10 protein-coding genes are annotated in these 15,012 nt (G+C 60.2%); 3 read left to right on the plus strand and 7 right to left on the minus strand.

Annotated features, from left to right (window positions below; translation table 11 throughout):
• Positions 1-7: 7 nt before the first annotated feature.
• Positions 8-2,095 carry an LTA synthase family protein gene (locus BBOU_RS06315; RefSeq protein ID WP_051616604.1) on the minus strand — a complete coding sequence of 696 codons (2,088 nt, stop codon included), beginning with the start codon at positions 2,093-2,095 and terminating at the stop codon, positions 8-10.
• A gap of 387 nt (positions 2,096-2,482) precedes the next feature.
• Here BBOU_RS06315 and BBOU_RS06320 point away from each other — a divergent pair, with 387 nt between their 5' ends.
• Both BBOU_RS06320 and BBOU_RS06325 read left to right on the plus strand, forming a co-directional pair.
• Complete coding sequence (locus BBOU_RS06320; protein ID WP_026502223.1) at positions 2,483-3,865, plus strand: alpha/beta hydrolase-fold protein; 1,383 nt, start codon at positions 2,483-2,485, stop codon at positions 3,863-3,865.
• 89 nt (positions 3,866-3,954) lie between these two features.
• Entirely contained in the window at positions 3,955-6,594 is a 2,640-nt protein-coding gene (locus BBOU_RS06325; RefSeq protein WP_081815429.1) for a DUF2156 domain-containing protein, read from the plus strand.
• 94 nt (positions 6,595-6,688) lie between these two features.
• On the opposite strand, the gene BBOU_RS06330 is transcribed toward BBOU_RS06325, so the two are convergent.
• The 4 genes from BBOU_RS06330 to purE all read right to left on the minus strand — a co-directional run bounded on the left by BBOU_RS06330 (position 6,689) and on the right by purE (position 10,095).
• Complete coding sequence (locus BBOU_RS06330) at positions 6,689-7,603, minus strand: metal ABC transporter solute-binding protein, Zn/Mn family (protein ID WP_033490313.1); 915 nt, start codon at positions 7,601-7,603, stop codon at positions 6,689-6,691.
• A 215-nt stretch (positions 7,604-7,818) separates the two neighbouring features.
• Positions 7,819-8,256: a Fur family transcriptional regulator gene (locus BBOU_RS06335; RefSeq protein WP_026502225.1), complete on the minus strand. Its 438-nt coding sequence runs from the start codon at positions 8,254-8,256 to the stop codon at positions 7,819-7,821.
• 188 nt (positions 8,257-8,444) lie between these two features.
• Positions 8,445-9,614: a 5-(carboxyamino)imidazole ribonucleotide synthase gene (gene purK / locus BBOU_RS06340; RefSeq protein ID WP_026502226.1), complete on the minus strand. Its 1,170-nt coding sequence runs from the start codon at positions 9,612-9,614 to the stop codon at positions 8,445-8,447.
• A complete protein-coding gene (gene purE, locus BBOU_RS06345) occupies positions 9,598-10,095 on the minus strand; it encodes a 5-(carboxyamino)imidazole ribonucleotide mutase (protein WP_026502227.1) in 498 nt (165 codons plus the stop codon). Before purE ends, purK begins: the two co-directional genes overlap by 17 nt.
• 183 nt (positions 10,096-10,278) lie before the next feature.
• Between purE and BBOU_RS06350 the strand changes: the two genes are divergently transcribed.
• A complete protein-coding gene (locus BBOU_RS06350) occupies positions 10,279-12,192 on the plus strand; it encodes a 1-deoxy-D-xylulose-5-phosphate synthase (RefSeq protein ID WP_026502228.1) in 1,914 nt (637 codons plus the stop codon).
• A 54-nt stretch (positions 12,193-12,246) separates the two neighbouring features.
• Here BBOU_RS06350 and BBOU_RS06355 read toward each other — a convergent pair whose 3' ends face one another.
• A complete protein-coding gene (locus BBOU_RS06355; protein WP_026502229.1) occupies positions 12,247-13,716 on the minus strand; it encodes an ABC transporter permease in 1,470 nt (489 codons plus the stop codon).
• Positions 13,713-14,930 carry a COG1361 S-layer family protein gene (locus BBOU_RS06360; RefSeq protein ID WP_026502230.1) on the minus strand — a complete coding sequence of 406 codons (1,218 nt, stop codon included), beginning with the start codon at positions 14,928-14,930 and terminating at the stop codon, positions 13,713-13,715. Before BBOU_RS06360 ends, BBOU_RS06355 begins: the two co-directional genes overlap by 4 nt.
• Between the last annotated feature and the right edge of the window lie 82 nt (positions 14,931-15,012).

A 15,012-nucleotide genomic window follows, 5' to 3' on the forward strand; every position in this document is an offset into this window, starting at 1 on the left:
ATCCCCGCTACTGAAGAGTCATGAAGCCAAGGGATTTGAGGTAGCCGTTGCCTGCGGTGATGTCGTACTGGATGAGCCGGTAATCCCGCATCAATTGCTTGGTTTGGCTGTCGAAATCGGATTCGGCCATCGGGTTGCCATCGGAATCCAAATAGATGTCCTGGCCTTCCGGAATACGATCCCAACCTTGGATCTTGTTGGCTACCGGCGGCTCCATAGCCGAAATCTTCTCGTGCATGCGCGTGAGGAACGCGATATACGGCGAAACTTTCGCATCCATATGCTCAGCTGTCTGCGCCACGAAGAAGTTCGGTGAAGAATACTCGCTGTTGCTCACCTTGGTACCTTGCGTGCCGGACGCCTTGTTCGACCAGATGAAATAGTCGGTCTCGTGCAGGACGACCGAATTGTCGGTATCCTTGCTGGCGGTCTTGTAGATACCGGGCAGGTGGTCGCCGTAGAACACAACCGTCACCGGCTTGTCCAGCTTATCGAGCTTGTCTAGGAACTCCTTGGTCGCCTTGTCGGTCAGGTTCACACCCTTGGCGTAGGTCTGGATGGATTCGGTCTCGGTTTTGCCGAGCCGGTCATCCGGGTCCGTCGCCTTGACCTTGAACTGGTTGTTCGCATACCAGTTCTTGTACGGCATGTGATTCTGCATGGTGATGATCTGCACGAACTGGTTGCTGTCCGTACCCGCGATTTTCTCAAGTGCGCTCTTGTACGTGGATTCGTCGCTCACATACGGCGATTTGCCGAGCTTGCTTTGGTACTTGATGATGTCGGAGCCTTCAAGCGCATAGAAATGCGAGAAGCCGAACTTCTTGTAGTTCGTCGCCCGTGAATACATGGACGGCTCATAGGGGTGGAAGGCGATGGAGTTCGCGGACGAACCCCACAGCTGGTTGATGGTCGGCGTCCAAGCCTCCCGCGGCACCAACTGCTGGTATGGGCTGGTCAGCGATGAGCTGAAATTCGCCATGCTCAAGCCGGTCAACCCCATGTATTCAAGGTTCGCGGTACCGCCGCCGTAGCCGCTGGACAGCATAAGACCGCTTGTGGTGTGCTGCTTGATGGAGCGGATATTCGGCATGGTGTCTTCGTTGAGCGTGATACCGGGAACACGCGAAGGATCGGCGAAGGATTCCGATAGAATATACACGACTGTGCTATCGGTGAGCTTGTTGGAGCGGGTCGCGTTGATGGTTTTCGCTTCTGCGGCATACCGCGCGGCGACTTGTTTCATGGTCGCCTCGCTATACCCTTCCGGCTCTTCCATGACATGCGGGTTCATCTGGCGCAGGAAGGAAGGGACCACACCATTGCGCTGCGCGTCATAGACCGAATCCCACATGGACGGGGTGTCGCCGAGCCACGAAGAGAGAGTCCTCGCCCACGACCCGACCGTGCCGACTTGCGCGGTGAACAGGCCCAAGAACAACGCCGGCAGAACAATCAGCAGGATACGGGTCACCGCACCGATTGCAACGCTGTTGCGTTGTGATCCGCCGCGAATCATACTGCCATGACGCCCATCGATATGGCTGAGGAACACGAACAGCGCGATGAACGCGATGACGCCGACAATCACGCCGACAATCAGACCAGCTGAACCTGTGGGAATAAAACTGACAATATTGCCGGTATTCGATTGCAGGAAGTTCAAGTCGGAAGGCAGAATCGCCTCATAGCGGGATTCCACCTTGAAATAGTCAGCCACGGCAATAATCGAGGCGAGTGCCAGGACAATCGGTGATGCCACCCACAGCCGGTTGGTGAGCATAAGCACAATGAGATAGAACATGCCCACCAGAATGAGGTTGAGGATAAACACGAAATTCCATTGGGTGAACATCTTGCCGATAATGCTCCATGCTCCTGTCACCGGGCTGGAGAGCTTGACACGCGTGCCGGTTGAAGTGATGCCTATCTGCATGATGAGTACCGCGGCAATATCGACCACGATGAATACGACGGCATACAGCCAGTTGGCGAACGGCTTGCAAGGCTTGCCGTTCTTGTCGCGCGAGTCGCCGGACAGCATGTCGGCATGGCTGGTGGTCGCGATGGAAAGCTCCTCAATCGGAGACGTCATAGAGCATGAGGCCGACTGGGATGATGCGGCCGCATGCTCGGTATTATGTTCTGTGGTATTGCCCGCCTTGTCGGGCGTTGTGTGCATCGTTTTGCCTTTGGCGAAATCATGGTCATCGTTGGTACGAGTCATGTGGCCTTTCCTTATCTCGCCCCCGAACACGCGTCACGCGTGGAGGCGCCGTCCGTATCGCAAACGACGGTCCCGTTGGACCAACCTACGACATTGTCCACGGCGTAAGCGACAAAACGCGATCATTATCAGCATCCGTTCAGATTTCCGTGAGTATGGTTTCGATGGTCATCCTCGCGAATGATTGACCTTCGCGACGAGCATGATTATCGTGGCGGTGTTCAAGCAAAACAACCCGGAAAGGAAGCGGTTGCGGTGACATTTCCGGCCAATATCCATCTGCTCAATGGCTGGCTTCCCCCTACCCTGTTCGGGGTAACGGCAATTAGCATGCTGCTGGTAGTGGTGCTGCCTGACGCACGGCGACATACTCCCCACCGGCGCCGTTCAAGCCTTTGGCGTGAACTGCTGGCCGGTTTCATCGGATTCGGTGTCAGCGGATTGGTCGTCTGGCTGCTGTCCGACGTGTTCCTCGTGTTCGGGGTGAGCTTGGGATGGATGGTGATGACCGTCATCGCTGTCACGTGCGCGCTGATGGCGTTCGCGGTCGCCGCAATCGTGGATTCGCATGGCATCCGGCGCATCGCCGCCGTCATACTCGTAGTGCTATCGCTGCTCAGCGGAGCCTTGCGCGTTGACATGGTGTACGGCGAATATACAACGCTCGGCTCACTGTTCGGCGTCAAAGCGTTCCCGGACATGTCCCAGTCGCAGATCAGCGGCAAAGCCACGATGACCATCGAACAATGGAAACAGCGCGCCAGCCGTCATGATTTGCCGACCATGCCGGAAACCGGTGAAATCAGAACCGTGGATATTCCGGCGACTGCCTCGCAATTCAAGGCACGCAGCGCCGACGTGTACCTTCCTCCTGCCGCGTTGAGTGACAAGCCGCCAGCACTGCCGGTGATGGTGATGCTTGCCGGACAGCCGGGCAGCCCCGACCGGTTCTTCAACGCGAGCGGCATTGCAGGAACACTCAACGCGTATGCGGCGAAGCATCATGGACTCGCGCCGATTGTTGTCTCCCCCGACCAAAACGGTGCTGCAACACAGAATTCCCTATGTGCGGACACACCGGTGTACGGCAAAGCCGAAACCTACCTGACGGTGGACGTCACCAAATGGATCCGAACGACACTGCCGGTATCCACTGCGCCGAAGGATTGGCTGATCGGCGGGTTCTCCCAAGGCGGCACGTGCAGCACCCAGCTCGGCCCGGCTCATCCGGGCATCTACGGGCATATCTATGCCGCTGGCGGCGAGCTCGCACCGACCGATCATGATCGCGAAACCACCATCAACCGGTATTTCAACGGTGATGCGAAACTCTACCAACGGCATGTACCGACCGACATCATCAAGCGCCACGCCCCTTCCACCCAGACACTGTTCAGCATCGCCGGGCAATGGGACGCCAAATCACAGCGCAATGCCGCCATCATCGCGAAAGCCGCGAAACGATCCGGCATGACCGTCCATCTGGCGATGGCAAAAGGCTCCGGGCATGACTGGCACACGGTGAACACCGGGCTTGCCGCGGTCATCGACCGCTTCTGCGCACAAAGCGGCATCGGGGCAGACCGGCGGGAATTGAACACGTACCCGAATCTCGTCATGCTCAACGTGGATGGCTGAGTAGCCTGCGGCGATCACGCCGCCCATGTGAAACAGCGAACAACACCACCGGTGATGTATCACCAATCAGACAAACCGAGCGAATCATCATGACTCAGACAACGCAACAACCACCACACGCACAGCCGACACCACGCCCAACCGGATGGAAAGCCCTCACCACGGACGCCCGAGACTGGTGGACAACACACTGGATGGGACCGGTTGCGGCGGGTATCTTCATCGTGGTCAACATCACGGTGTGGATTTGGCGGCTCACCCACCACATCATCCACCGCCCGCAAGATATGACCATGCTGCCTATTTTCGGGCACCATGCACGTTCCGGCCATCCTGACGTGCTCGGACAATTCTTCAAACTGCTGTGGTCCATGGTGCTCGCCCGCGGGCCGTTCTCGCTGGTACTGTACGCCGTGGCGATCCTCGCGATATTCTCGGCGGCACAGGCCGCGATCGGTGTCACCCGCACACTGGCAACCGCTCTGTTGGGCGCAATCGCCGGTTCGGCGTTGGGACTCGGATTATGTGCGGTCATGACCAACCTGTGGGATGAATATACTTGGCATGCAGTGCAACGCATGCCGTTCTCACTGTCCCCGATCACCCTGTCCATCGCCGCGCTCATGGCGGCGAGCGCGTTCGAGCCGATATTATGGCGTCGCCGGATTCGTCTTATCGCTTACGCGTTCATTCTCGCCGCCATGCTGTTCAGTGGCAATCCGGGAGACTATTGCACGCTGGCCGCCGCACTGGTCGGTCATGGGGTGGGTGTGCTCATGTTCAGGCGTCAACACCACGAACGCGAGCATGAGCAGTGGTGGCGTGGCACTGATTATGAAGTGCGCCGGCTGATCGCCGCCATCCAACTGGTGTTCGCGTTCGGCCCGATACTCGCACTGGTGTCCAGCTCGCATGACGGTCCGTTATCCGTGTTCGGATACTTCTTGTCCGGTCTGGTCGGCGATGAGGATTTGGCGGACACGTGCGCCTCAAATCTCGGCGCCCACAGTTGCGTGACGCTGGCAAAGCATTATCATTTCGCGATGACGGGCGTATGGGTGCGTACGCTGGTGCTGGTCGTCGCCATGATGATTCTGGCGTGGGGCCTGTACCGTGGACGTCGTCTCGCCGCACACGCCAGCATGGTGCTCAATGGCTTTACCGTCGCGGTTTCGGTGACTTACTGCGTGATCCTTCCCCTGCTGGATAGCATGACCATGCCGATTGCGGCTGACCTGTGGGCGGTGCTGGTGCAAGCGCTGATTGCCACAGCCGTGCCGTCGCTGGTGTTGATGGCAGTCATCGGCATGAATATGGATCATTTTTCCGTGTTGACCGCGCGTTCACGCATCCGCCGCGGCGTGGGAGCAATCGGCCTAGCGTTGCTGATCACCGCCGGAAGCTTCCTTGCGTTCGGCATGATGGACCGCGACGCATACGCTCCGCGCGCCACCTTCGGCATGCTGTTGCGCGACCTGCCGCACCGCTACCTGCCGATGGGGCTCATCGGATCAAGCCGGTTGCATATGCATTCGACTACGGTGGCATCGATGGTCATCAACCAGCTGCCCGGACTGGTGTTCTGGATTGTGGTGCTCGTGGTGTTCCTACTATGGTTCCGCGACTCCGTGGCGTTGAACGCTGCAGACCGCGAGCGCGCCAGCGAGCTGGTGGAGCGTGGCGGCGAATCGATGAGTTTCATGACCACATGGGAGGACAATCATTATTGGTTCTCCCCGAGCGGCCGTTCGGCGATCGCCTACCGTGTAAGCCATGGTGTGGCGCTGACCGTGACCGGCCCGTTCGGCGACCCTGGTGAATTCGATACATCGCTGCGCGAGTTCATGCGCTTCTGCGAGCGTAACTCGTGGTCCCCGGCCTTCTACACGGTGCATGACAACGCTCGCGAAACCTTGGAATCGTTGGGATGCTCGTCCATCCAGGTGGGTACGGAGATGCTGGTCATCCCCAGTACCTGGCAGACACGCGGCAAGAAGTGGCAGGATATCCGCACGGCCATCAACAAGGCGCGTCGCAGCGGCTTGACTGACGTACTCACCACGTTCAACGAGGCGCCGTGGGAGGTGCGTGAGCAAATCATCGGCATTTCCGAGCAGTGGGCTGAACTCAAGTCGCTGCCGGAAATGAAGTTCACGCTCGGCGGTATCGAGGAGCTGCGCGATCCGCGGGTCATGCTGCTGTATGCGATCGACGCCGACGGCGTGGTGCAGGGCGCGACCAGCTGGCTGCCGACCTACCGCGACGGCAAAGTCATCGGTTGGACGCTTGATTTCATGCGGCATCGCACGGATAGTCCGAATGGGATTATGGAGTTTCTCATCGCCCGTATGGCCGAACGCTTGCACGAGCAGTGCGTCGAGGAGCCTGATCAGGCGGCGCAGTTCATGAGCCTGTCGGCCGCTCCGCTTGCCGGTATCGGCGACAATACCGCCGATCCGGAGGATATCGCGGTAATCGAGCATGTGCTGCAGATTGTAGCCGATACGCTTGAACCTGCGTACGGGTTCAAGTCCTTGTATTTCTTCAAGCGCAAGTTCCAGCCGACGCCTTCGCCGATCTACGTGTGCTATCCGGATGCGGCCGCGCTGCCGCGCATCGGGCTTGCCGTACTATCCGCGTATCTGCCGGGACTCAAACCCTCGCAGATCCCGGATATGCTCAAGTCGCTACGGCCCGCCCCGAAAGCCAAGGGACATGGACACCAGTGAGATTTGGAATTTCCGCTTCTGCCGACACTCAGGTCCCCGTCAGCGTCGGCAGAAGGTTACGGTTTCCTGCTGTTTCAGGCGAATCCAGCCCGGTTTAGGCCTTCCCGGCTGTTGCGAACGATGCGACCAGCGCGGTCATCCAATCGGTCAGCGTGCTGTCTTGCTTGGGCATCTGCTCGGTGAGCTTGACCTGGTGCACTCCGCCGTGCTGTGCAGATGCGATCAGCTGCTTGGTGGTGGCGTTGGATTCCTGGGTGTTGACCACCAGCAACGCCACCGAACCTGCCTGGAGTAGCTTGCTGAATGCGGTGACATCGCCGGAGGCGGGTTCGCTTTCGTTGGCGACCGCCTGCGCATATCCGGACGGGGTGGCATCCACCAAGCCCAAATCTTGCGCCAGATAAGCCGCCACGGACTCGGTGGCTGCATACTTCTTGCCGTCGAGCCGACGCTTGGTTTCAGCGATGGACGCTTCCAACGTGTTCTCCTTGTTTTGCCACGCGTCAAGCCGCTTGCCGTACTCCTTGGCGTGGGCGGCGTCACGCTGCTCGTATGCCTCGGCGATTGCTTTGGCCGTCGCGGTGCGAACGGCTGCGGAGAACCATACGTGCGGATTGTCGCCGTCGTGTTTGCCGCCGCTTTCGGCCGCGTTCACGACCTGCGCTTTCGTGGATGCTGCGGCTTTGGTTGCCCAGCTGTCGTATCCGGCGCCGTTGACGATGATGACGTCTGCCTTGGAGAAAGCGGCGATGTCGGCGCTGGTCGGCTCGTAATCGTGCGCTTCGACCGCGGTGCTGTTGATGATATTGGTGACGTTGACGCGCGAACCGCCGATCTGACTGGCGACTGAACCCCACTGGTTGATGCTGGCGACCACGTGAAGCGAACCTGACGTATTGGACGCGGTCGTGTTCGCCGACCCACACGCCCCCATCGCGGCAATCAATCCCGCCGCTGCGATACATACCGTCGCCTGTGCAATACGTCGATACTTCCTGATTCCCGTCATATCTGCTCCTGATGCTCTCTTAGTGATGCGATGCGACGGATTGCCGCATCATCTGACGACACCAGATTATCGTTAATGATAATTATTATCAATTACAGCGTGTCGAAACCCACTGCCGACACTGACAGCACACTCAACGTCGGCAGAAACAGGAACGGAATCCTCTACCGACGCTCACAGCATGCTCAGCGGCGGCAGAAACAAAAAGATGGGACTTACCGACGCTCGGGGGTGGAGTTCCGGGTCGGCTGTGCGGCACGCTTATGCTGGCAGTCGGAGCACAGGCCGAAAATCTCCAAAGTATGCGAATTGATCTTGAAACCGTGGGAGCGGGCGATCTGGCGCATCCACTCCATATCCGGTGGTTCGATTTCGATGGTCTTGCCGCAGCCGCTGCAAATCAAATGATGATGATGCGAATCGTCGTCGCAGATACGGAACATCTGCTGCCCATCCAGCCGCACGGTGTCCACCGCCCCGGATTCAGCAAGCGAATTGAGCTGCCGATACACCGTGGCAAGCCCGACGGACGCCCCGGAATCAGTGAGCCTGCGATGCAGTTCCTGCGCCGAAACGAAGCCCTCGCACCCTCGCAACTGTTGCAATAACGCGTCCTTCTGCCGCGTATGCCGCGCAACACCATGCTCACTCATATCCACGCCCTCTCATAACCGGACATCACAACCATCACGAACGAACTGCACCGCGATAGTACAACCAACCCGCACCCGGGGCAAGCCCGGTACGCCGACGGCCGGCATACCGTCTCCAGTATGCCGGCCGTCAAACAAGACCGCCCGAAGCAGCCCAAACCGCAACAATCACAGCACAATCAGCGCAATCAGCGCAAATCGTCCCAGCAGCCCGTCGCTTCAAGCGCCGCAACCGCAGCCTGGGTATCATCGCACAGCACGGTGATATGCCCCATCTTGCGGTCATGCCTCACTTCAGCTTTCCCGTAATCATGCAGATGCCATTCGGGATGCTCCGGGATAAGCGCGCGCGTCGGCGCCACATGCTGGCCGAGCACGTTGACCATAACCGCCGGGCTGAGCAGCTTCGGCTGAGGCAACGGCCAGCCGGCAATCCCACGAATATGCTCGTTGAATTGGCTTTCCGAACACGCCTCAATGGTGTAATGCCCGGAATTATGCGGACGTGGTGCCAGCTCGTTGACGATCACACGATCGTCTTTCGTCACGAACAGCTCAATCGCCAGGATGCCGGAGAGCTCAAAGCCCTTCGCCAGCCTGATGGCAAGCTCATGTGCCTGACGCTCGACCTGCGGCGACACAGCGGCGGGGGCGATCGTCATGTGCAGGATGTTGTTGCGGTGCTCATTGCGCACCATCGGGAACGTCACGAAATCACGACCATTGCCGGCGACAAGAATCGAAGCCTCGAACGCGAAATCGACAAAGCCTTCCAAAATGGATGGCGGGAACATGCCCTCATGCTGCGCCCGCTCGCGGACCGCAGCGAAATCATCCGGACCGTGCAGCACGGTCTGGCCGTGGCCGTCATAGCCACCGGTACGGGTTTTGAGCACCGACGGGTAACCGATCTCATCAAGGGCCGAGCCGAGCTGGTCGATGCTGTCGACCTGACGCCACGGGGCCGTCGCCGTACCATGCTCGTTGATGAAGGTCTTCTCATGGACACGGTCCTGGGTCACGCGCAGCAGATCCGTACCCTGCGGGATGGCCACAAGGTGACGCACATCATCCAGCGCATCCGCGTCGACGTTCTCGAACTCGTAGGTGAGCACGTCGCTGCGTTCGGCGAGCTCGTGGATCGCCGCGACATCGTCATATGCGGCGGTCACCTGGAAGTCCGCCACCTGGGCGGTCGGGCAGTTCGGCGTCGGGTCGAGCACGCCGATACGGAAGCCCATTTGGCGTGCGGACAGGGCCATCATGCGGCCCAGCTGGCCGCCACCGACGATGCCGATTGTCGAACCCGGCTCGAGATAAGCGATACGCCCGTTGGTTTCCTCAGACAAGCTCGGCATTGGACTGTGCCACCTTCTCCTTGAGACTCTCACGATACGCCTTGAGTTCGTCGGCCAGACGCCCGTCGGTGATGCTCAGAATGCTCACCGCAAGCAGGCCGGCGTTCGTGGCACCGGAATTGCCGACCGCCGTCGTAGCGACAGGGATGCCGCCAGGCATCTGCACGATGGACAGCAGGGAATCCCAGCCGGACAGCGCATGCGAGCGCACCGGCACGCCGATGACCGGCAGCGTGGTTTGCGCGGCGACCATGCCAGGCAGATGGGCGGCCCCGCCGGCGCCGGCGATGATGACCTTGATGCCCTTGTCACGCGCGGAATGCGCGAAATCCGCCATGAGTTCAGGCGTACGGTGGGCGGAAATCACCTGCTTCATGTACGGCACCTTGAACTGGTCAAGCATCTCGCAGGCGTGCTTCATGGTCTCCCAATCGCTCGCCGAACCCATAATCACAGCAACTTGCGGCGTTTCTTCAGCCATTCCTACCTCCAGATCGGACAGAGTGGACGCAACCCACCACTTTACGCAACGGCTTCGAAAAGGCACAGCGGTGTGAGGCATACACCATTTACGAAGAAACTGAGGGTATTTTCACTGCCTTGTACCATCACGCTCCGCGTGGTCTACAATCTCACAGTTGGGACAAACGGAAGGAGCAAGCGTATGGTCGGCGGTTTTCTGGAGCATATTTCGAGCCCCGCCGATGTCAAAGCGCTTGATTCCAAGAATCTGCCGGCCCTGTGCCAGGAGATCCGCACGACGCTGGTGCGCTACGGCAAGCTGCACGGCGGGCATATCGGCTCGAACCTCGGCATGGTCGAGGCGACCGTGGCCTTGCACCGCGTGTTCGATTCGCCGCTTGACAAAATCGTCTTCGACGTCTCCCACCAAAGCTACGTGCACAAGATGCTCACCGGGCGTGCGCCGGCCTATATGGACGAACGGCTGTTCGGCACGGTGACCGGGTTCACGAACCCCGAGGAAAGCGAGCATGACATGTTCGTGCTCGGTCACACCGGAACTTCGATTTCGCTGGCGTGCGGGCTCGCGAAAACCCGCGACCTCATGGGCGGGCTTGACGGCACAAGCGGCACGCGCAATGTGATCGCCGTCATCGGAGACGGGTCGCTGAGCAGCGCCATCGCGTTCGAGGGGCTCAACAACGCGGCCGAGCAGGGCACGAATATGATCATCGTCGTCAACGACAACGAGATGTCCATTGCCGAGGATTTCGGCGGCATGTACGGGCAGCTCGCCCGGCTGCGCGCATCTGGCGGCACCTCGCAGCCCAATATTTTCAACGCGTTCGGCCTTGATTACCGGTATGTCGAGGACGGCAACGATGTGGCCGCGCTCGTAGAGGCGTTCAGCCAGGTCAAGGATATCGACCACCCGATCGTCATCCATATCCATACCGCCAAAGGGCTGGGGCTTGACGCCGAGGACGCTGCCGCCGGCGTCAAGGAAGGCCGCTGTGAGGCCAATCACTGGCAGGACCCGCTCGCAGCCCAAGGCAATCCTCTTGGCGCGCGCAAGCATTACGGGCAGTTGGCGATGGCACGGCTGGAACCGCGGTTCGCCAGCGAGCCGGGACTTGTGGTCATCTCCCCCGCCACCCCGGGGTCGAACGGCATCACGCGTGAGTTCCGTGAGCGGGCGGGCGTCCATTACGTGGATACCGGCATCACCGAGGAGCATGCGGTGGCGTTCGCCTCGGGTATCGCGAAAGCCGGCGGCACACCGGTGCTCGCAACCAGCGCGACCTTCTTCCAGCGTACCTTCGACCAGTTGCAGCAGGAACTGTCGCTCAACGGGACGCCGGTGACGCTCCTCGTGTTCGGGGCGGGCATTTCCGGCGCCGATAACACGCATTCCGGAGCCTTCGATATCCCAATGTTCGCGAATATCCCCAATCTGACATATCTGACGCCGACGAGCGGGGACGCGTTCCTTGCCATGCTCGACTGGTCGACGACATCGCACGACCATGGGGCGGTCGCGATCCGCGTGCCGGGCGAGCCGATTCTTGCGGCTGAACGCGCGGCGGCAACTCATGGCGGCGCGTATCCGCGGTATCGCGGGGGTACCGCAGCCGAAACGCACGCGAAGGGCGATGCCGGAAACGCCGACACGCCGTTCGCCCGGTATCGGGTGACCCGGCAGGGCACGGATGTCGCGATCCTCGGTTTGGGCAACATGTATCCGCTCGCCGAACGTATCGCAGCGGATTTGGCAGAATCCGGCGATGGCGGGGTGTCGGCAATCGACGCGACCGTCATCGACCCGCAGCAGTGCACCAGCCTTGACACCGCGTGCCTTGAGGCGTTGCGTAAGCGTCATTCTCTGGTCGTCACACTTGAGGATGCACAGCTGTCCGGCGGCTGGGGCGAGCAGGTGACCGTGTATTACGCGAATCAGGATGGCCTGCAGCCGGCGGACGGCGACAAGCACATGCGGGTGCTGAACTTCGGGGCCGCTAAGGAATTCACCGACCGCGTGCCCGCGCAGGACCTGTACAAGCGGTACGGCCTGACCGCACCGCAGGTCGAGCAAGCCATCCGCTCCGCGTTGCGGTAGCATCTTTGCGAGTAGTGTCTTTCGGATTGCCATGACAACCCGGATTGTGCCGGTCTACTGATTCGATTTGATGGCGTCGAGAGCGGGCACACGCACCGCCTTGTTCGCCGGTCCGAACCCGGAAATCAGGCTAATCAGCGTGGCGAAGGCGATGGCAAACACGTACAGCCACCATGGGATCACCGAGATCCGCGCCGCCTCATCGCCGGTCCCGTTGCCCAGGATCGCCCATTGCAGGTGTTCCGCGCTAACGCCCCCATAACGGATGAGATTGATCGCCAGCGAAATCAACGCACTCACCAAACAGCCGATAACGCCGCCGATAACGCCGATTGCGCCGGCTTCCACGAGGAACATCGCGCGGATGTCATGGACCGTGCAGCCGAGCGCTTTCATGATACCGATTTCCCGCACCCGTTCGGTGACTGACATGACCATGGTGTTGGCGATGCCGATGGCGGCGACCAGCAGCGCGACCGCACCGATACCGCCGAGAATCAGCTGAATCGAGCGGGTTTGCTCTTTAAGTGAGTCCAGCATGTCCCGGCTCGAGGAGGTCGTGAATCCCATCGTCCTGATTTGGGATTCGACATCGGCGACATGGTCGATGTCCTGCACGCGCACGAGCGCCGAATCATAGGCCAGCGTGCCCGCCGCCGCATCCGGATGGATTTTCGCGACAAGGTCCTTCAACGCGGCTATGTCCATAAGCAGACCGGACGATGTGGCTTGTCCCTTGCCGTTGTCTTCCTTGAGCAGTCCGGAAACCTGGATTTGTGTTCCGGAACCTGAGCCCTCCGCCGTCTGTCCGTTCGAGGCGGTAGGGGTAGACGATGATGCCACATTCCCGGAATCATCGGTCTGCGCGGCGCCGACAGTGATCTTGGTCGTCAGGATGTTGAAGAACGGGTCCTGTGCGTCCGACTTGTCTTCGCAGCCTTCGGCACGCTGCTCGGGGGTGCAAGAATCCGCAAGATAGGACGGGCGCATGCGGAAATTGTCGCTTTCCGGGCGCAGACTGTCGATGAAATCGTATGCCGTGTACTGCCCGGCGAGTACATCGCCCTGACGATTCGGTTTGCGCCCGGAATCCAACTGGTAATCCATGGCGTCGAACTGGGTCATATCAATGGCCTCGATTACACCGTTCTGATCGACATACCGATTCGCGGGACCGGCGGTAAGAATCGCATCTAAGTAGGTGACGTGTCCGGTCGCCCCGGCGACGTACTGCAGCGAGCGGAAATCCTTGACCGCCTTGTCGTCGATGCGCGCGGTCGCCGTGCCCGAACCGTCAGCCATACCCATGCCGCCAGTATTGTTCGCGCCGGTGACGGTGATGATGGTCAGATCGCCCATCGAGGCGAGCATCTGCTTGTTCTGCTCGTCAATGCCGCTGCCGAGCGAAACCATGGTGACGATGGAGCAGCAGCCCACCACCACGCCGAGCACGGTAAGTATGGTGCGTGATTTGCGGCGGAACAGGTTCTGCCGGCACAGGTGCACGAGGTCGGAGAATCTCATGAGCGTTCCCCCGGCTGCGGGGCGATCACCTCGGTGGGAGCCTGTCGGTCGGCATCATCCGCGGCGGGCTGTTCGGCGGTGTGCCCCTGCGCTTCCGGCTTGTCGCTGCCGTCCTGGTCATCCTGCCAGGCGTCCCACTGCTCGTCCATCGCCGAACGCTTCTTCTTGCGGTGACGCTTCACCAGCACCACAATCACGACAATCGCCACAATCGCAACGGCAGCGACCGTGGGCAGCAGCCAGACAGGTGTGCCCGGCTGTTCGTCCTGTACGTCCGCCGCAGTGTCGTCCATGGCGGGAGCGGGGTCGGCGACCGTGAGTTTGACCGGGAATTCCTTGGTTTTCTGCTGACCGTCGGAATCTTCATACGTAACAGTGATCTTCGCGTCCAAATCCCCACTGTCCGTGGGTGTGAACGCGTAGGCGATGGTTCCACTGCCGCCGGAAGCGACGTTGCCGAGGTACTGCGTCTTTGATACGGTGTCGAAGCCCTTGCCGTCCATCGTTGCTTCGACGTTCGAAATGTCGCCTTTGCCTTTGTTCACATAGGCGAGGGTGATGGTGCTTTCCTGGCCGTTCTGTGCGTCATCGGGAATGACGGGGTCGTTGATTTGGAAGCGGTCGGGCTGGCTGACCGGCACGGAGATCTTCTCGTCCACACTGTTGGAGCTGCGCTGGCCGGCATCCACGTATTCGTAACGGAAGCTGACGACCACTGCCTGTGCACCGCTTTTCGCGTCGATCAGGGCCTGCATTGGCACGGTCTGGCTTTGTGTGGCGCCCGCGGCCAGCTGGGGCACGTAGAAGGTGTTCGTGCCGCCGGCGATGGTCAGCCCGTCACCACCGTCCACACTGATGACCATATTCTGGACAGCCACCGACCCCTTGTTCTGGAAGGAGAATCCGAGGTCGAACTTGCCACCGGCCGGAACGGAACCGTCGCCGTAGGTGAAATTCGTGATGATGACATTCGGCACCGGGCCGGCGATGGGGGCTGCGCTCTGCCCGGAATCACCGGCGGACTGGTCGATGTCGTCAACGGGTGTGGCGCGCCGGGTGCCGGCATCCCCGGCGACGATGGTATCGGTTGCCGCCGCGGCGGCTTGGCCGGACGCCATCGCGCAGACGGGTGCAGACACGCAGGCCACAATCAGGGCAACGAGCACGATGAGCGTGATAATCGGCTTGACGGCGATAGTTCGGGGACGGTTCATGGTGGTCTTTCTCTCTGGTTTTCGAAAAGCTTGCTGTTGAGAAATGTTGCTGTGCAATTGACGTGGGAACGCCCGGTTGCGC

It is taken from the genome of Bifidobacterium boum (genome assembly GCF_000741535.1).
Taxonomy (GTDB): Bacteria; Actinomycetota; Actinomycetes; order Actinomycetales; family Bifidobacteriaceae; genus Bifidobacterium; species Bifidobacterium boum.

Coding starts and splice junctions, on each gene's coding strand:
- purE (WP_026502227.1), bottom strand. CDS start 10,095: ATGGCTGAAGAAACGCCGCAAGTTGCTGTGATTATGGGTTCGGCGAGC.
- BBOU_RS06330 (WP_033490313.1), bottom strand. CDS start 7,603: ATGACGGGAATCAGGAAGTATCGACGTATTGCACAGGCGACGGTATGT.
- BBOU_RS06360 (WP_026502230.1), bottom strand. CDS start 14,930: ATGAACCGTCCCCGAACTATCGCCGTCAAGCCGATTATCACGCTCATC.
- BBOU_RS06335 (WP_026502225.1), bottom strand. CDS start 8,256: ATGAGTGAGCATGGTGTTGCGCGGCATACGCGGCAGAAGGACGCGTTA.
- purK (WP_026502226.1), bottom strand. CDS start 9,614: ATGCCGAGCTTGTCTGAGGAAACCAACGGGCGTATCGCTTATCTCGAG.
- BBOU_RS06315 (WP_051616604.1), bottom strand. CDS start 2,095: ATGACGTCTCCGATTGAGGAGCTTTCCATCGCGACCACCAGCCATGCC.
- BBOU_RS06350 (WP_026502228.1), top strand. CDS start 10,279: ATGGTCGGCGGTTTTCTGGAGCATATTTCGAGCCCCGCCGATGTCAAA.
- BBOU_RS06325 (WP_081815429.1), top strand. CDS start 3,955: ATGACTCAGACAACGCAACAACCACCACACGCACAGCCGACACCACGC.
- BBOU_RS06355 (WP_026502229.1), bottom strand. CDS start 13,716: ATGAGATTCTCCGACCTCGTGCACCTGTGCCGGCAGAACCTGTTCCGC.